The organism is Limnohabitans sp., from assembly GCF_023910625.1.
In the GTDB taxonomy this organism is placed as follows: Bacteria; Pseudomonadota; Gammaproteobacteria; order Burkholderiales; family Burkholderiaceae_C; genus Limnohabitans_A.
Map to the genome: position 1 here is coordinate 896,695 of NZ_JAAVVW010000003.1, position 15,702 is coordinate 912,396.

General features: G+C 59.7%; 16 protein-coding genes, 1 tRNA gene, 1 pseudogene and 2 riboswitches. Of the genes and pseudogenes, 11 read left to right on the forward strand and 7 right to left on the reverse strand.

Annotated elements, in window-relative coordinates:
* Window positions 1–14: 14 nt before the first annotated feature.
* The 3 genes from HEQ17_RS07360 to HEQ17_RS07370 form a co-directional block, all read right to left on the reverse strand.
* Window positions 15–106: transfer RNA gene (locus HEQ17_RS07360), tRNA-Leu, on the reverse strand.
* 39 nt (window positions 107–145) lie between these two features.
* Window positions 146–538: an MAPEG family protein gene (locus tag HEQ17_RS07365; RefSeq protein WP_296292133.1), complete on the reverse strand. Its 393-nt coding sequence runs from the start codon at window positions 536–538 to the stop codon at window positions 146–148.
* Window positions 539–656: 118 nt separating this feature from the next.
* Window positions 657–827, reverse strand: a complete 171-nt coding sequence (locus HEQ17_RS07370; protein ID WP_296292134.1) for a hypothetical protein — start codon at window positions 825–827, stop codon at window positions 657–659.
* 398 nt (window positions 828–1,225) lie between these two features.
* On the opposite strand from HEQ17_RS07370, the gene HEQ17_RS07375 reads away from it, so the two are divergent.
* Both HEQ17_RS07375 and HEQ17_RS07380 read left to right on the forward strand, forming a co-directional pair.
* A complete protein-coding gene (locus HEQ17_RS07375) occupies window positions 1,226–1,576 on the forward strand; it encodes an FKBP-type peptidyl-prolyl cis-trans isomerase (protein ID WP_296293699.1) in 351 nt (116 codons plus the stop codon).
* Between the two features lie 14 nt (window positions 1,577–1,590).
* Complete coding sequence (locus tag HEQ17_RS07380; RefSeq protein WP_296292135.1) at window positions 1,591–1,869, forward strand: AraC family transcriptional regulator; 279 nt, start codon at window positions 1,591–1,593, stop codon at window positions 1,867–1,869.
* Between the two features lie 39 nt (window positions 1,870–1,908).
* On the opposite strand, the gene HEQ17_RS07385 is transcribed toward HEQ17_RS07380, so the two are convergent.
* Window positions 1,909–2,322 (reverse strand): carboxymuconolactone decarboxylase family protein, encoded by a 414-nt coding sequence (locus HEQ17_RS07385; RefSeq protein WP_296292136.1) that lies wholly within the window; start codon window positions 2,320–2,322, stop codon window positions 1,909–1,911.
* Window positions 2,323–2,379: 57 nt separating this feature from the next.
* Here HEQ17_RS07385 and HEQ17_RS07390 point away from each other — a divergent pair, with 57 nt between their 5' ends.
* Entirely contained in the window at window positions 2,380–2,988 is a 609-nt protein-coding gene (locus HEQ17_RS07390) for a peroxidase-related enzyme (protein WP_296292137.1), read from the forward strand.
* Here the strand turns inward: HEQ17_RS07390 and HEQ17_RS07395 are convergent.
* Window positions 2,946–3,677, reverse strand: coding sequence for a TetR/AcrR family transcriptional regulator (locus HEQ17_RS07395; protein ID WP_296292138.1), 732 nt, complete (start codon window positions 3,675–3,677; stop codon window positions 2,946–2,948). The genes HEQ17_RS07390 and HEQ17_RS07395 overlap by 43 nt on opposite strands.
* 100 nt (window positions 3,678–3,777) lie before the next feature.
* Here HEQ17_RS07395 and HEQ17_RS07400 point away from each other — a divergent pair, with 100 nt between their 5' ends.
* A complete protein-coding gene (locus HEQ17_RS07400) occupies window positions 3,778–4,674 on the forward strand; it encodes a metal-dependent hydrolase (protein ID WP_296292139.1) in 897 nt (298 codons plus the stop codon).
* Window positions 4,675–4,719: 45 nt separating this feature from the next.
* Here the strand turns inward: HEQ17_RS07400 and HEQ17_RS07405 are convergent, their stop codons facing one another.
* Both HEQ17_RS07405 and HEQ17_RS07410 read right to left on the reverse strand, forming a co-directional pair.
* Entirely contained in the window at window positions 4,720–5,142 is a 423-nt protein-coding gene (locus HEQ17_RS07405; protein WP_296292140.1) for a thioesterase family protein, read from the reverse strand.
* Window positions 5,143–5,152: 10 nt separating this feature from the next.
* Window positions 5,153–5,935, reverse strand: a complete 783-nt coding sequence (locus HEQ17_RS07410) for an SDR family oxidoreductase (protein ID WP_296292141.1) — start codon at window positions 5,933–5,935, stop codon at window positions 5,153–5,155.
* Between the two features lie 152 nt (window positions 5,936–6,087).
* On the opposite strand from HEQ17_RS07410, the gene HEQ17_RS07415 reads away from it, so the two are divergent.
* From HEQ17_RS07415 to gcvP, 7 genes and pseudogenes are all read left to right on the forward strand, one after another.
* Window positions 6,088–7,800, forward strand: coding sequence for an electron transfer flavoprotein-ubiquinone oxidoreductase (locus tag HEQ17_RS07415; RefSeq protein ID WP_296292142.1), 1,713 nt, complete (start codon window positions 6,088–6,090; stop codon window positions 7,798–7,800).
* Window positions 7,801–7,980: 180 nt separating this feature from the next.
* Window positions 7,981–8,952 carry a TRAP transporter substrate-binding protein gene (locus HEQ17_RS07420; protein WP_296292143.1) on the forward strand — a complete coding sequence of 324 codons (972 nt, stop codon included), beginning with the start codon at window positions 7,981–7,983 and terminating at the stop codon, window positions 8,950–8,952.
* A 71-nt stretch (window positions 8,953–9,023) separates the two neighbouring features.
* A complete protein-coding gene (locus HEQ17_RS07425; protein ID WP_296292144.1) occupies window positions 9,024–9,518 on the forward strand; it encodes a TRAP transporter small permease in 495 nt (164 codons plus the stop codon).
* On the forward strand, window positions 9,515–10,792 hold the full coding sequence (locus tag HEQ17_RS07430; protein WP_296292145.1) for a TRAP transporter large permease: 1,278 nt from the start codon (window positions 9,515–9,517) through the stop codon (window positions 10,790–10,792). Before HEQ17_RS07425 ends, HEQ17_RS07430 begins: the two co-directional genes overlap by 4 nt.
* Before the next feature lie 9 nt (window positions 10,793–10,801).
* Window positions 10,802–10,917: riboswitch (glycine riboswitch) on the forward strand.
* A gap of 11 nt (window positions 10,918–10,928) precedes the next feature.
* Window positions 10,929–11,061: riboswitch (glycine riboswitch) on the forward strand.
* A 44-nt stretch (window positions 11,062–11,105) separates the two neighbouring features.
* A complete protein-coding gene (gcvT, locus tag HEQ17_RS07435) occupies window positions 11,106–12,245 on the forward strand; it encodes a glycine cleavage system aminomethyltransferase GcvT (protein ID WP_296292146.1) in 1,140 nt (379 codons plus the stop codon).
* 116 nt (window positions 12,246–12,361) lie between these two features.
* A complete protein-coding gene (gene gcvH / locus HEQ17_RS07440) occupies window positions 12,362–12,727 on the forward strand; it encodes a glycine cleavage system protein GcvH (RefSeq protein WP_296292147.1) in 366 nt (121 codons plus the stop codon).
* A 20-nt stretch (window positions 12,728–12,747) separates the two neighbouring features.
* Window positions 12,748–15,682, forward strand: a pseudogene (gcvP, locus tag HEQ17_RS07445) (aminomethyl-transferring glycine dehydrogenase).
* Window positions 15,683–15,702: the final 20 nt, after the last annotated feature.

The window sequence follows — 15,702 nt, forward strand, 5'->3', positions numbered from 1 at the left end:
TTATTCAGTCTCGATGGTGCCCCGGGCCGAAATCGAATCGGCACGCCCCTGTTACGGAAGCAACGGATTTTAAGTCCGGTGTGTCTACCAGTTTCACCACCGGGGCAGAGGTCTTATTGTGCCTTGATAAAGCGTTGATTGAGCTTCAGTCGATGTGCAAATTCAGCATGGCCAAGGCAAACAAGCCCACCACGCTCAGATAGGCTGCAGACCACACCATGGTGCGCCATCTGGCTTTGTCGTTGACATAGAAAAACACATAGGCCACGCGCATCGCCACAAAAAACAAGGCCAGGGCATCGACGGTTGATGGATCCACACCAGTGAGCAAGGCCAAAATGACGCCAACAGCAAAGAAGGGAAATGCCTCAAAACAATTGGCCTGGGCCGCATTGGCGCGCGCCCGAAACCCGTTCTGTCGGGCCAGCCAGGCCCGAGGATCGCTGTTGTCATAGCCCTTAAAGCCCGACTTGGCCATGCCCGCACACACCACCGGCATGATGCCAGCCACCAACACGGCACCATAAGAAATCAACATTGTGCTCTCCTGGATCCCTGGCTGCACCCGAAAGCAGATGCCTCAGAAACCGAAAAAAAAGCCACTGAAACCTTCAGTGGCTGGGTGCTGACCCGGCAAAACACTGGGGGCACCGGCTTCAACCGCCTTTTTTGGAGCGCTTGCCGGGGTTCTTCTTGCTGCGCGTAGCCACACCACGCTCCAAGCTCACGCGCTGGCCACGTCCACCTGTGCGCAAGGATACGCCGGGTAATGTGGGCAGTGGTGGGGTGAATTTACGATCTGCTTCGGTGACGATTTTATTGCCCATCTGTGGCTCCGGATAAAAATACAAAACGATATTAAGCCACAAGAATGGGTCTGCAAGATTTCCGGGGCATGCAGAAACCACCCAATTCAGACATGAACCGCGTTCAGGTCCAAACCGGGACAACTTACCCCATCTTGCCAGCCCACATCGACTGCTTTGGTGCATACGGTGTTGATCGCCCGGCAAATCATCGATCAAACGGTCACAGAGTTTCACCATACCAGCCCACAACTGTGACAATGAGCCAGGCAGCGCTCCATTGACTGAAACCCGGATTTCCCATTCACAACCACTTTTATGCCATGAAAACATTTTTCACATTCAGCCGCATTCTCGCCATGGGCCTTTTGACGGCACCCCCGACCTGGGCCTCCAACGCGGTCGTGGCGGCTGCAGCCATGGAGCCCGGAGCCCAGGTGCTGCCCTCGGGCGTGGTCTACAGAGCACTCAAGGAGGGCACCGGTATCAGCCCCAAAGCCAGCGACAGGGTCAGGGTGCATTACCGGGGGACACTGCCCGATGGCAAGGAATTCGACAGCTCTTTCAAACGCAATGAAGCCATTGAATTGCCTTTGAATCGGGTGATTCCCTGCTGGACCGAAGGGGTACAGATGATGAAAGTGGGCGGCACAGCCAAACTGACCTGCCCATCAGCCACGGCCTACGGCGAACGCGGTGCGGGTGGCGTCATTCCCCCCAATGCAACACTCCTGTTTCAAGTGGAACTCCTGGCCATCCAGGGAAAATGAACAGGAAGCTACCCATGAATACCCCCACCCTGGAATCATTCACGGCCCAATCCATGGACGAAGGTTTTGACGAGATCATCGTGCGTAAATGGGCACCCCATTTGAAGCTGGACACCCACACCCACCCTTTTGATGTGAGCGCGTATGTGGTCCACGGGGAATATTGGTTGACTGTCGGCGACGACGTCAAACACCTCAAGGCGGGGGACTTTTTCAGGCTGGCCCGCAACCTTGCCCACGCCGAACTGTATGGCCCGCAAGGTGCCACCGTCTGGGTGGCGCGGGCCAACTGAGGCCGCTCAGCCCAAGACGAGCCTGTGCAATTGTCCACCTCAGGCCAAAGACTCGACCACTTCGGTCACGCTGCGGAAAGCGTCGATGGCGGATGGAAAACCACAGTAAACCGTGGCATGGAGCATCACCTCGCGCAGTTCCTCGGGGGTGGCACCGTTGTTGATCGCACCACGGACATGGGCTTTGAGCTCGTGTTGCTTGCCTTGGGCCGTCAACATGGCCACCGTGATCAGGCTTCGGGTCTTCATGTCCAGCCCTGGGCGCTGCCAGACATTGCCCCAGGCGTTGGCCGTGATGAACTCCTGCATGGGCAGGGTGTAGTCGGTGGCCGCTCCCAAAGCGCGGTCGACATATTCGGGCCCCATGACTTGGCTGCGGGTAATCAAGCCAGCTTGAAAGGCGGCGTCATCGGGGCGGGTGTCGCGGGCTATTTCGGTGGGTGTTTTGGACATGACAGACTCCTGAAAGAGGTCTGAGCATAATCAAAGCTCAACCGAGCTGGAGACACCATGAGCACACCCGAGACCCCCCGCTACCCTGTCCCTGACATCGAGGACCTGCCCGATGACATTCGCGCCAAAGTCCTGCAAGTACAGGAAAAAGCCGGTTTTGTGCCCCATGTTTTTTTGGCGTTTGCCCGCCGGCCCGCTGAGTGGCGCGCTTTCTTTGCCTACCACGACGCCCTGATGGTGCCCGAGTCGGTGGGGCGCGAGAGTGGCCTGACCAAAGGTGAGCGCGAGATGATCGTGACCACCACCAGCGCGGCCAACCACTGCCTGTATTGCGTGGTGGCACACGGCGCTATTTTGCGCATTTACGAAAAGAAACCCCTGGTGGCCGACCAAGTGGCCATCAACCACCGCAAGGCCGACATCTCGCCACGCCAACGCGCCATGCTGGACTTTGCACTCAAGGTCTGCAACCACTCCGACCAGGTGGAAGACGCCGACTTTGCCGCGCTGCACGCGCACGGTTTCAACGACGAAGACATTTGGGACATCGCGGCCATCACCGCGTTCTTTGGTCTGTCTAACCGCATGGCCAGCTTCAGCGGGATGATGCCCAACCCCGAGTTTTATTTGATGGGCCGCGCGCCCAAGGCCAAACCGACGGCTTGAAGCGCTTGCGGCCGGGCCAGCAAAGCCCAGGCCATTTGAACCAGGGCTTCTTCAAACGCGGGGCTGCTCAAGAGGGGTGACTTTTCCAGGCTGGCGCTGCGCAGTGTGCCAATGACCGAGCGGGTCAGCACAAACAGCTGCGCCGGGCTGGGTGTTTGCAGCGCGGGGTGGCCGATGCGCTCAAAAAAGATGGCCAGCCGGTCGGCCACCTGACGCACGGCGCTGGCGGTTTCATCGGGCTTTTCCAGTGTCCAGCACAGGCGGATCAGGCTTTGGCTCAGGCCCTTGCCCGTGGCAAAGCCCCGCACCAAAATGCGGAGGGCCTGGCCCAGCAGCTCACGCCCGTCCAGATCACGCACATGCGGCAGGGTTTCCAGCTCGCTGAGGTATCGCCCCAGCTCTTGCAGCACCATCTCTTGGCCCCGCGCGGCCATGGCCCGCACCAACACTTCTTTGCTTGGGAAGTACTGGTACAGGGTGCCAATCGAAAAACCGGCCGCTGCCGCCACCTTGTTGGTGGTCAAACCGCCCTCGCCTTCCTTGTCCAAAATCTGAGCAGCGGCCTTGAACAAGGTTTGCATGGTCAGCTGCGCACGGGCCTGCGATGGCTGGCGACGCAGGCTGAGATCGGCCTGGGACTTGGCTTGCGGCTTGATGGCAGGTTTTGCATCGGGTTTGGCAGCGGGCATGAAAAGCCTTATTCAAAATGTGAGCAGATAGCGAGTTGCAAGGTCTTTGCAAAACCTGAACAATGCTCAGATTCTGACCTATTTGACCAAGAGATCCACCATGCCCCCCTCCCCCGCCGCCCCGACCGAGTTGACCGTGCGCCGATTGAGCGTGGACCTGAGCCAGGGTTTTTCGCGTCACTGGAATGGCGGCGATGCGTTTTTAACGGCCTATGCCAACGCCTTGTCCATGAGCTTTCCGGTGGGCGAGCAGTCCTTTATTGATGCCGTCAAGGCCGGGGCCAAGCAGCTACCCGACACGCCTGAAAACGCCGAGCTCAAGGAAATTGCCAAGGGCTTTGTGGGCCAGGAGGCGACCCACCGCCACCTGCATGCGCTGTACAACGCGCACCTGGAAAAACAAGGCTTGGTCAACCACTGGGGGCCCCGCGCCGAGCAACGCCTGAAAAAAGGCCGCGACGAATTCTTCAGCAAAAGCGACAAGGGTTATCTGCACGAGCTGGCCATCACCGCCGCTTTCGAGCACTACACCTCGATTTTTGGCGACCAGACGTTGGACCGGATGGACCAAGCGGGTGACTGGTTTGCTGGCGCAGAAGACCCTCTCAAAACCTTGTGGCGTTGGCATGCGGCGGAAGAGTCCGAACACAAATGCGTTGCCTTTGACCTGTACCAGCGCCTGGGCGGCAACCACACCTGGCGCATGCGCTGGTTTTGGTTCGTGACGGTGCAGTTCAGCACCGACGTCTTCCGCCAAACCGTCAACAACCTCTGGCACGACAAGACACTGTTCAAGCCCTCCACCTGGTGGTCGGCCAGCAAGTTTTTGTTCGGCCGCCACGGCATGGTTTGGCGCGTGGCCAAGCCCATCTGGGCCTACACCCGCCAAGACTTTCACCCCATGCAAGTGGGCAGTGCCACCTTGTCACAAGACTGGCTGCAAAGCCATGCTGACCAATGGCGTGCTGTGGGCGGCGCGGCTGCAATAACACCTTGAGGCATTCGCGCCCGGGGGTGCGCTCCCACACAACAGCAACAGCGCTCAGTCGCTGACCAAGGCCCTGACCCAGTCGGGGAGGGCCACCGCTTTTTGATTGGGAAAATTCACCCAAATGGTGGTCGCACCCCCGGCGGCAAACACCACGCCAGGCTGATCGGTGCGCTCCAGCGTGCACCAACTCTCAAACGTGGTTCGCCCCGGATCGCTCACAAACATCTTGGCCAGGATGCTGCCCGGGTATTCAAACTGTTGATAGAAGTTGCAAAACGCATTGACGATCACCGGTCCTTCGCCTTGCGGGTTGGGCATGAAGCCGATCTTGTCGAACCAGTCAATGCGGGTGCTTTCCAAGTACCGGAAATACACCGTGTTGTTGACGTGGCCCATGGCGTCCATGTCACCCCAGCGGATAGGAATGACCAACTCATTGACAAATTTTTTCCGCTCAGGGAGTTCCAGCTTCATGGCTTGGCCCTCAGACAGCAAAGCCGTCGTCAGCCGACACCACTGCGCCGTTGATGAAATGGCTCTGGTCGCTGGCCAGGAGCATCAGCAAAGCGTCCAGGTCTTGCGGCTGGCCGACACGCTTGCGCGGCAGCATGCTGATGAGCTTTTGGCCCTGCTCGGTTTGCCAGTGGTGGTGGTTGATCTCGGTGTCGATGTAGCCGGGGCAAATCGCGTTCACGTTGATGCCGAACTTGCCCCACTCCACCGCAAAGGCCTTGGTCATCTGGATCACAGCGGCCTTGCTCATGCAGTACACGCCAATTTGTGGCAAGACTTTCAGGCCCGCCATCGAGGCGATGTTGATGACGCGCCCGCCTGTGAAACTGCCCGGCGCAGCCCCCTTGGCGCGGGCCAGCATGCGTTTGCCCACCTCTTGCGCCACAAAAAATGCACCGCGCACATTGGTGTTCATGATGAAGTCGTAGTCTTCTTCGGTCACGTCCTGAATGCGCTGGGTGGTGCTCACGCCCGAGTTGTTCACCAAAATATCGATGCTGCCCATCTCAGTTTCGGCATGCGCCACAGCCGCTGCAATGCTGTGGCGGTCGGTCACATCCATCTCGACCACATGGGCATCGCCCCCGGCGGCCTCGATTTCGGCCCTCAGGTCCTTGAGTTTTTCAATGCGGCGGCTGGCCAGTACCACGCCCGCGCCAGCCGCAGCCAGGGTTTTGGCAAATTGCGCACCCAAGCCCCCCGAAGCCCCAGTGACCAAGGCCACGCGACCCGACAAATCAATTTCATAAGCCATGACATATTCCTCTCTAAAAGCCATCTTTTCAGCAGTAACCCACCCATGACACCATTGTGCGGGGGAACCCGTGCTCTGCCGCATAAAATGAGTCACAAGCCCGACACCCCGGTGCGTGGCAGCCCCATCCCCAACTTAGAACAGAGACTTTCATGAGCCCCGAAGAAATCCTGAGCACCTACGGCCCCCGCGAATCCATGGAATACGACGTGGTCGTGGTCGGTGGCGGCCCCGCAGGCCTGTCCACAGCCATCCGTCTCAAGCAACTGGCCGCTGAAAAAGGCACGGACGTCTCGGTGGTGGTGCTGGAAAAAGGCGGCGAGCCCGGCGCTCACATCCTGAGCGGCGCCATCATGGACCCCAAGGCCCTGACCGAACTGTTTCCCAACTGGAAAGAGTTGGGCGCTCCACTCAACCAGCCCGTGACCGACGACGCCTGGAGCTTTCTGTCTGAGACCGGTGCCACCCGCACACCCGGCATCTTCTTGCCCGAGTGCGCACAAAACCACGGCAACTACATCATCAGCCTCTCCAATTTCACCCGCTGGTTGGGCCAGCAGGCCGAAAACCTGGGCGTGGAAATATTCCCCGGCTTCACGGCAGCCGAAGTGCTCTACAACGAAGACGGTAGCGCGAACGGGGGTTTACCTTCGGTCAAGGGCGTTGCCACCGGCAATATGGGCATCGGTAAAGACGGCGAGCCGACCGAGAACTTCCAGCTGGGCATGGAACTGCACGCCAAGTACACCGTGTTCGCCGAAGGCGCGCGCGGCCACCTGGGCAAGCAGCTGATCGCCCAATACAAACTCGACGCAGGCCGCGACCCGCAGACCTACGGCATCGGCATCAAGGAAGTGTGGGAGATCGACCCTTCGCGCCACACCCCCGGCTTTGTGATGCACACCGCCGGCTGGCCCATGAACAACGACACCTACGGCGGCGCGTTCATGTACCACATGGAAGACAACAAGATCGCCATCGGTTATGTGGTGGGACTGGATTACGCCAACCCCTGGCTCAGCCCGTTTGAAGAGTTCCAGCGCTGGAAAACCCACAACAACATCAAGTGGTATTTCACCAACGACCAAGGCGAAGTCAACGCCAAGCGCATTGGCTATGGCGCTCGCGCCATCACCGCAGGCGGCCTGATGAGCCTGCCCAAGACGGTGTTCCCCGGCGGCGCGTTGGTGGGTTGCGATGCCGGATACCTGAATGTGAGCCGCATCAAGGGCAGCCACGCCGCCATCAAAACCGGCATGTTGGCTGCCGAAGCGGCCTACGACGCGCTTCAGGCAGGTCGCCAGCACGACGAATTGGCCGCCTACCCGGAGGCTTTCGAGGCCAGCTGGCTCTACACCGAACTCAACAAGTCGCGCAACTTCAAGACCTGGTTCAAGAAAGGCCTGACCGTGGCGACTTTGATGAACGGTTTTGAGCAGTTAGTCTTGCGTGGCCACATTCCGTGGACGCTGCACCGCGACAAAGCCGACCACACGTATCTGAAGCCTGCGGCCGATTGCCCCAAAATAGATTACCCCAAGCCCGACGGCAAGCTGACCTTTGACCGCCTCTCCAGCGTGTTCATCAGCAACACCAACCACGAAGAAAACCAGCCTGCGCACTTGACGCTGAAAGACGCGTCGGTGCCCGTAGGCATCAACCTGGCCAAATACGCAGGCCCTGAGTCGCGCTACTGCCCTGCTGGTGTTTACGAATACGTGAAAAACGAAGACAACAGCGACCGTCTGCAGATCAACGCGCAAAACTGCGTGCACTGCAAGACCTGCGACATCAAGGACCCGACACAAAACATCGTCTGGGTCACGCCCGAGGGCGGCGGCGGGCCGAACTACACGGGCATGTAATTCCTGTGCATTCATTTCAAGAGACCCTGCGGGGTCTCTTTTTTTGTTCGCGTACGGCAGGGTCGCCAATGCATCAGCCCCCCCGCGAAAACCCTAGATCATCTGGGATCAATGGGCACCATAATTTGATTTGTATGACAAGTTGATACTTTTATCCACCGATCCTTGAGGAGCTTTTGAATGAAACTGAGCAAACTGATGTTGGGCCTGAGCTTGGCCGTGGGTGTGATGGTCACGGCTTCTGCGCAAATCACGATGCGCAACAGCATTTCCGTGGCCCAAAACTCCCACCAAGGTGAAGCCATCGACACCCTGGCCAAAGAAGTGGAGCGTCGCACCAACGGCCGCATCAAGATCCAGAACTTCTATTCCGGCGCACTGGGCGCTGAGCGCGAGTCGATTGAATCGGTTCAACTGGGCACCCAGGAGTTGGCCACCACCTCCACAGGTCCGGTCCCCAACTTTGTCCCTGAGACACGCATCCTGGACGTGCCCTTCTTGTTCCGCGACAAAGCGCACGCTCGTGCCGTGCTGGACGGCCCAATTGGACAGGAGTTGCTGGGCAAATTTGATTCCAAAGGCTTCAAGGCACTGGCCTGGGGTGAAAACGGCGTGCGCCACATGACCAACAGCAAGCGCCCCGTGAATGAACCCAATGACCTCAAAGGTCTAAAGATGCGCACCATGGAAAACCCGGTGCACGTCGCCGCCTACAAGAGTCTGGGCATTGTGACCACGCCCATGGCCTTCACCGAAGTCTTCACCGCTTTGCAACAAGGCACTGTGGACGGCCAGGAAAATCCGCTGTCCGTGATCATGGCGGCCAACTTTGACCAGGTGCAAAAGCACCTGACACTGACCGGCCACGTTTATTCACCCGTGGTGATCTTGATGAATAAGGCCAGCTTTGACAAGCTGAGCGCAGCCGACAAGCAAATCTTCTTGGACTCCGCCAAAGAAGCCGTCAAAGCCAACCGTGCCCGCGTGGACAAGGACGATGCCAACGGTGTGGCCGAATTGCGCAAAAAAGGCATGACCATCATCGAGAACGTGGACAAGTCCAAGTTCCTCGCCACCATGGGCCCAGCCATGGCCGAGTTTGAAAAACAGTTCGGCAAAGCCAACCTGGACCGCATCCGTAATTTCAAGTAATTGGTTTTTCTTGCAACGCCCGACCGGCACTGGCTGGCGGGCGTTTTTCAATTGAGTGAAGTGATGGGCCGATGAAACATTTATTTTTGCGTTTTGAACATTGGACCACCGCGACCTCGATGGCAATCGCCTGCGCCATGATGGCGCTGGCATCGGCTTTTGGAATCCACCAGATCGTGACCCGGTTCATCCTGGAGTCCCCCGCTGAATGGACCGAAGTACTGATCCGCTTCAGCCTGATCTGGATGGTGTTTCTCGGCATTCCCACCGCTTTTCGCCAAGGGGCCATGGTCAGCGTGGACTTGTTGTACCGCTTGAGCGGCCACCGCATGCGACGGGTTTTGGATGCCGTGGTGGCCATCACTGCCCTGGTGCTTTGCGGCATCATTTTGTGGTGGGGCTGGGACTATGCCAATCGGGGCAGCGTCCAGTCCATGATTGGCCTTGAGGGCGTCTCGATGTTTTGGGCCTACTTGGCGTTGCCAGTGGGCGCAGTGTTCAGCATGATCGGCATCATCGGTTTTTGGCTGGATCCCCAGCGCATGGAATTGGAGAGCACGCAATGAGTCTAGCCATGCTTTTCACGATGCTGCTGTGCTTTGCACTGACGGTATCGGTGGCCGTTTCGATTGGTTTGTCGGCGATTGTGGGCATCCAGATCGCCGAGGCCAACATGCTCATTTCCGTCAAGGAAATGTTCAACTCCATCAACAAATTTCCTCTGGCGGCTATTCCGTTTTTCATTCTGGCAGGCAACCTGATGGAGACCGGCGGCATTTCCCGCCGATTGGTGGAGTTTGCCAAGAGCATCGTGGGTGGCGTTCAGGGGGGCTTGCCCATGACCTGTGTGCTGACCTGCATGATTTTTGCAGCCGTCTCAGGCTCCTCGGTCGCCACCACTTTCGCGGTCGGTGCCATCTTGATCCCCGCCCTGATCAAGCACGGCTACCCCCGGCCTTGGGCCACCGCTTTGCAAGCCACCTCGGCCGAGCTGGGCGTGATCATCCCCCCATCCATTCCCATGATCTTGTTTGGCGTGAGCGCCGAAGTGTCGATTGGTGAGTTGTTTGTCGCCGGTGTCGGGCCTGGACTGCTCATTGGCGGCGCCTTGATGGTGTTTGTCTGGCTGTACTCCAAATACATGGGTTGGGGCAAAAACGACGGCGATGGTCGCTTGAGCTTTGGCAAAGCCACTTGGCAAGCGAGCTGGGCGCTGCTCATGCCGGTGATTGTTTTAGGTGGCATCTATGGTGGCATCTTCACACCCACTGAAGCGTCGGCCGTGGCGGTGCTGTACTCCTTCATCGTCGGCACACTGATCTATCGGGAAATCGGCTTCAAGGACATTTACATCATCCTGCGCAAATCGGTGATTTCGAGCGCGGTGATCATGTTCATCATAGCTAACGCCGGCTTGTTTGCGTTCATGATTACCCGAGCCGGTGTGCCTGCGGCCATCGGTGCTTGGCTGCAAGAGGTGTTGCAGTCACCCATGTATTTCTTGCTGGGCGTCAATGCAGCCTTGTTCATCATCGGCATGTTCATCGAGACCAGCGCGGCCATCATCGTGCTGGCCCCGATCCTGGTGCCGGTGGCGATGCACTTTGGCATCGACCCGATTCAATTCGGCATGGTGATGATCGTTAACCTGGCCTTGGGCATGATCACCCCGCCGTTTGGCGTGAACCTCTTTGCCGCCTGTACGGTAGCCAAAATCTCGCTCGACCGGATCATCAAAGACCTGATCCCCTTCATCGGGGTCATCTTGGGCTGTCTGATGCTGATCAGTTACGTGCCTGCCATTTCCTTGACCTTGCGGGATCTGGTTTTCAGCAAATAAAGTTAGAATTCATCCCTGTCAGGAGAGCGCCTGACTTGCTTTCCTCGTGAAACAAGTCAGGCCGCCGAAGGCGCAAGCGGTGCAAACATTGCTGAACGCTCAGGCAAAAGGACTGACAAAACGCTTTTTCCAAAGGCGTTACCTCACTGGAGAGAGGTGCCGGGACATCGATCCACGGCATCCACCGAAGGAGCAACCCGCAGAACGACCGGCTTTTGGGCTGTGCGTTCCCGGCGAATCTCTCAGGTAAAGCGGACAGCGAGGGCAAGCGCCACAGCGTGTGCTGTGGCTTTTCATTGCCCTTGGAGTTTTTGTGACCGCTGCTTCCGACTTGCTCACCACCCCTTTGAACGCCCTACACATCGAGCTGGGCGCACGCATGGTGCCTTTTGCCGGTTACAGCATGCCGGTGCAATACCCGGCAGGCTTGGTCGCTGAGCACCACCACACCCGCAGCGCCGCAGGCTTGTTCGATGTCTCGCACATGGGCCAGTTGCGCCTGACAGGCCCTGACGCCGCTGCTGCTTTCGAGAGCCTGATGCCCGTGGACGTGATGGGTCTTGGCGTCAACAAACAACGCTACGGCCTGCTGCTCAATGTCGAGGGCGGCATCATCGACGACCTGATGTTCGTGAACCGCGATGTGGCCAACGGCGGTGACATTTTTGTGATCGTCAACGGCGCTTGTAAACACGGCGATCTGGCGCACATCCAGCAACGCATCGGCAGCCGATGCACCATCGAGCCGCAATTTGACCGCGCCTTGCTCGCCCTGCAAGGCCCGCAAGCCGTCACCGCTTTGCAGCGCCTCTTGCCCGGGGTTGAGCAACTTGTGTTCATGACCGGCATGGCTGCCACCTTGGAAGGCGCTGACCTGTATATAACGCGCAGCGGCTACACCGGCGAAGACGGTTTTGAGATTTCCCTGCCCGCCCACGCGGCCGAGGCCTTTGCCCGCGCCCTGCTGGCCCAGCCCGAAGTCAAGCCAATTGGCCTGGGAGCCCGCAACTCGCTGCGCCTGGAAGCCGGGCTGTGCCTGTACGGCAACGACATCGACACCACCACCACCCCGGTTGAAGCGGGCCTGAACTGGGCCATGCAAAAGGTGCGGCGCACCGGCGGTGCCCGCGCAGGCGGCTTTCCGGGTGCCGACAAGGTGCTTGCACAACTGGATGGCACAGCGCCAGCCCAGCGTTTGCGCGTGGGCTTGGTGGGCCTGGAACGGGTGCCGGTGCGCGAGCATGTCGAGCTGCACAACGAAGCCGGCCAGAAGGTGGGCGAAGTCACCAGCGGCCTGCTGGCCCCCACCGCCGACCAGCCCGTGGCGCTGGCCTATGTGCAGGCAGAATACGCGGCGTCGGGCACACGTCTGAACGCCATGGTGCGCGGCAAAGCCGTGCCCATGCAAGTCAGCCCCCTGCCCTTCGTGCCCAACCGCTATGTCCGCGGTTGAAGTTAATCGGTTAATCGGGGTCAGATCCCAATTAAATCCACACACGCATTCAAGGCAAACAATTGGGATCTGACCCCAATTAAATGACCCCAATTAAATTCACAAGGAGCCCCCTCATGATCATGTACACCGAAGACCACGAATGGTTGCAAATTGACGGCGACACCGCTGTCGTGGGCATCACCCACCATGCGCAGGATGCGCTGGGCGATGTGGTGTTTGTCGACCTGCCCGAAGTGGGCAAGACCTTTGCTGCCAAAGAAGTCGCTGGCGTGGTCGAGTCGGTCAAGGCCGCTGCCGACGTCTACATGCCCGTAGACGGCGAGATCACCGAAGTCAACGAAGAACTGCGCGGCGACCCGTCGCTGGCCAACACCGATCCTTTGGGCAAAGGCTGGTTCTTCAAGGTCAAGCTGTCCAACCCAGCGCAAACCGATGCCCTGCTGGACGAGACCGCTTACAAAGCGTTTTCTGCAGCTTGAACGATTAACAGGAGCCACGCATGCTGATGTCCACCCTCAAGCCCTTGACCGAGCTCGAAAACCCGTCCGAATTCATCGCCCGCCACATTGGCATCAGCGGTGCCGACGAACAGCACATGCTGGGCGTGATCGGTGAGGCATCACGCCGGTCCTTGATCGAATCCATCGTGCCGCGCAGCATCGCGCGCGCCCAGGACATGGTCTTGCCTGCGCCCATCACCGAAGCGGCGGCTTTGGCAGAACTCAAGGCCTTGGCGCAAAAGAACCGCTTGCTCAAAAGCCACATCGGACAAGGCTATTACGGCACGCACACCCCGGGCGTGATCCTGCGCAACATCCTGGAGAACCCCGCTTGGTACACCGCCTACACGCCTTACCAAGCCGAGATCAGCCAAGGCCGCATGGAAGCGCTGGTGAACTTCCAGACCATGGTGACCGACCTCACGGCCATGGACATTGCCAACGCCTCCATGCTGGACGAAGCCACAGCGGCGGCCGAAGCCATGACGCTGGCCAAGCGCTCGGTCAAGGCCAAGGGCAACCGCTTCATCGTCGCGGGCGATGCCCACCCGCAAACCATCGAGGTGATCCGCACGCGCGCAGAGCCTCTGGGCATCGAGGTGGTGTTGGCTGAGAGCGAAGCGCAATGGCACGAGTTGCTGGACGGTGACGACTATTTCGCCGTGTTGGAGCAATACCCCTCGACCACCGGCCGACTGGGCCAGGACACCGGGGACACCGTCAAAGCACACGCCAAGAACGCCGCCTACATCGTGGCCGCTGATTTGCTCGCGCTGACCTTGCTCAAACCGCCGGGCGAATGGGACGGTGGCGGCGTCAACGGGGCCGACATCGTGGTCGGGACCACCCAGCGCTTTGGCATGCCCATGGGTGCTGGCGGCCCGCACGCGGCCTTCATGGCCTGCCGTGACGAGTACAAGCGATCTTTGCCAGGCCGCTTGGTGGGTGTGAGTGTGGATGCACACGGCAACCCGGCTTACCGCCTGGCACTGCAAACCCGCGAGCAACACATCCGCCGCGAAAAAGCCACCTCCAACATTTGCACCGCGCAGGTGCTGCCCGCGGTGGTGGCCAGCATGTACGCCGTTTATCACGGCCCGCAAGGCTTGAAGCGCATTGCCCAAAGGGTGGCAAGCCTCACCGCAGCGCTGGCAGCCGGACTTCAGGACATGGGCTACACCCCTTTCCAGGAGCATGCGTTTGACACGCTGTGCTTCCACGTGGGCGCCGAGCGCGCACGCGCATTGGCCCAGCGTGCGGTGCAACATGGCGTGAATATCCGGGTGATGTGGGACGAGTACCTGTGCCTCTCGCTCGACGAAACCACCACCCGTGGCGACGTGAACCTGCTCTGGCAAGTGTTCGCCCAAGAGGGTCAGCCCCTGCCGAACTGGGCGCCTTTTGAAAAAGGCATCGCCCCGCTGATCCCCGAATCCCTGCACCGCACCAGCGCCTTCCTCACGCACCCGGTGTTCAACCGCTACCACTCTGAGACCGGCATGCTGCGCTACATCCGCCAGCTGTCCGACAAAGACCTGGCGCTGGACCGCAGCATGATCCCGCTGGGCAGCTGCACCATGAAGCTCAACGCCACCAGCGAGATGATCCCCATCACCTGGCCCGAGTTTGCGGGCGTCCACCCCTTTGCCCCGGCCGACCAACTGGCGGGCTACCAACTGCTGGATCAGCAGCTGCGCGACTGGCTGTGCCAGGCGACGGGCTACAAAGGCATCAGCCTGCAACCCAACGCTGGCTCGCAAGGCGAATACGCAGGTCTCTTGGTCATTCAGGCCTACCACCGCGCCCAAGGCCAAGGCCACCGCAACATCTGCCTGATCCCGTCCAGCGCCCACGGCACCAACCCCGCCAGTGCCCAAATGGTGGGCATGACCGTGGTGGTGACCAAGTGCGATGAAAATGGCAACGTGGACATGGCCGACCTGCAAGCCAAGTGTGAGCAGCACAGCGCCAACCTGGCCGCCTGTGATGATCACCTACCCCAGCACACACGGGGTGTTCGAGACGCAGGTCAAGCAGCTCTGCGAGCTGGTGCACCAGCACGGCGGGCGCGTCTATGTGGACGGTGCCAACATGAACGCCCTGGTGGGCGTGGCTGCGCCCGGCGAGTTTGGCGGCGACGTGAGCCACCTGAACCTGCACAAGACCTTCTGCATCCCGCACGGCGGTGGCGGCCCCGGCGTCGGCCCCGGTGTGCGTGGTGGAAGACTTGGTGCCCTACTTGCCAGGCCACGCCACAGGCGGCTTGCCGGTGAATGGCGTGGGCGCTGTCAGTGCCGCGCCTTTGGGCAACGCGGCAGTCTTGCCCATCAGCTGGATGTACTGCCGCATGATGGGCGCCGATGGCCTGCAAGCACGCGACCGAAGCGGCGATTTTGGCGGCCAACTACATCAGCAAAGCGCTTGGCCGACCACTACCCCACGCTGTACGCCAGTGAGAACGGTCCGAGTCGGCCCACGAAGTGCATTCTGGATTTACGTAGGCTCTGAAGGACAGCAGCGGCGTGATGGCCGAAGACGTGGCCAAAGCGACTGATGGACTACTGGCTTTCCACGCGCCCACCCTCGAGCTTTCCGGTGGTCAACACCTTGATGGTCGGAGCCCACCTGAGAGCGAAACCCTGCAAGAGCTGGACCGCTTCATCGACGCGATGATCGCCATCCGCGAAGAAATTCCGTCTGGTGGAAAACGGCAGCTGGCCGCAAGACAACAACCCGCTGAAACACGCACCGCACACCGCAGACAGCCTGCTGGGCGGCGAATGGAACCGGCCCTACAGCCGCGAAGTCGGTGCAGCGCAAGCCCAACGCGTGCCCGGCAGCGTGAAGTACTGGCCGCAAGTGGGCCGTGTCGACAACGTCTACGGCGACCGCAACTTGTTTTGCAGCTGCATTCCGCTGAGCGACTACGCCTGATCCAACCACAAAGGAAGACC

Excerpts from the sequence above, each read along its gene's own strand:
- HEQ17_RS07365 (WP_296292133.1), bottom strand. The coding sequence starts at position 538 with ATGTTGATTTCTTATGGTGCCGTGTTGGTGGCTGGCATCATGCCGGTG.
- HEQ17_RS07370 (WP_296292134.1), bottom strand. The coding sequence starts at position 827 with ATGGGCAATAAAATCGTCACCGAAGCAGATCGTAAATTCACCCCACCA.
- HEQ17_RS07375 (WP_296293699.1), top strand. The coding sequence starts at position 1,226 with ATGGAGCCCGGAGCCCAGGTGCTGCCCTCGGGCGTGGTCTACAGAGCA.
- HEQ17_RS07380 (WP_296292135.1), top strand. The coding sequence starts at position 1,591 with ATGAATACCCCCACCCTGGAATCATTCACGGCCCAATCCATGGACGAA.
- HEQ17_RS07385 (WP_296292136.1), bottom strand. The coding sequence starts at position 2,322 with ATGTCCAAAACACCCACCGAAATAGCCCGCGACACCCGCCCCGATGAC.
- HEQ17_RS07390 (WP_296292137.1), top strand. The coding sequence starts at position 2,380 with ATGAGCACACCCGAGACCCCCCGCTACCCTGTCCCTGACATCGAGGAC.
- HEQ17_RS07395 (WP_296292138.1), bottom strand. The coding sequence starts at position 3,677 with ATGCCCGCTGCCAAACCCGATGCAAAACCTGCCATCAAGCCGCAAGCC.
- HEQ17_RS07400 (WP_296292139.1), top strand. The coding sequence starts at position 3,778 with ATGCCCCCCTCCCCCGCCGCCCCGACCGAGTTGACCGTGCGCCGATTG.
- HEQ17_RS07405 (WP_296292140.1), bottom strand. The coding sequence starts at position 5,142 with ATGAAGCTGGAACTCCCTGAGCGGAAAAAATTTGTCAATGAGTTGGTC.
- HEQ17_RS07410 (WP_296292141.1), bottom strand. The coding sequence starts at position 5,935 with ATGGCTTATGAAATTGATTTGTCGGGTCGCGTGGCCTTGGTCACTGGG.
- HEQ17_RS07415 (WP_296292142.1), top strand. The coding sequence starts at position 6,088 with ATGAGCCCCGAAGAAATCCTGAGCACCTACGGCCCCCGCGAATCCATG.
- HEQ17_RS07420 (WP_296292143.1), top strand. The coding sequence starts at position 7,981 with ATGAAACTGAGCAAACTGATGTTGGGCCTGAGCTTGGCCGTGGGTGTG.
- HEQ17_RS07425 (WP_296292144.1), top strand. The coding sequence starts at position 9,024 with ATGAAACATTTATTTTTGCGTTTTGAACATTGGACCACCGCGACCTCG.
- HEQ17_RS07430 (WP_296292145.1), top strand. The coding sequence starts at position 9,515 with ATGAGTCTAGCCATGCTTTTCACGATGCTGCTGTGCTTTGCACTGACG.
- gcvH (WP_296292147.1), top strand. The coding sequence starts at position 12,362 with ATGATCATGTACACCGAAGACCACGAATGGTTGCAAATTGACGGCGAC.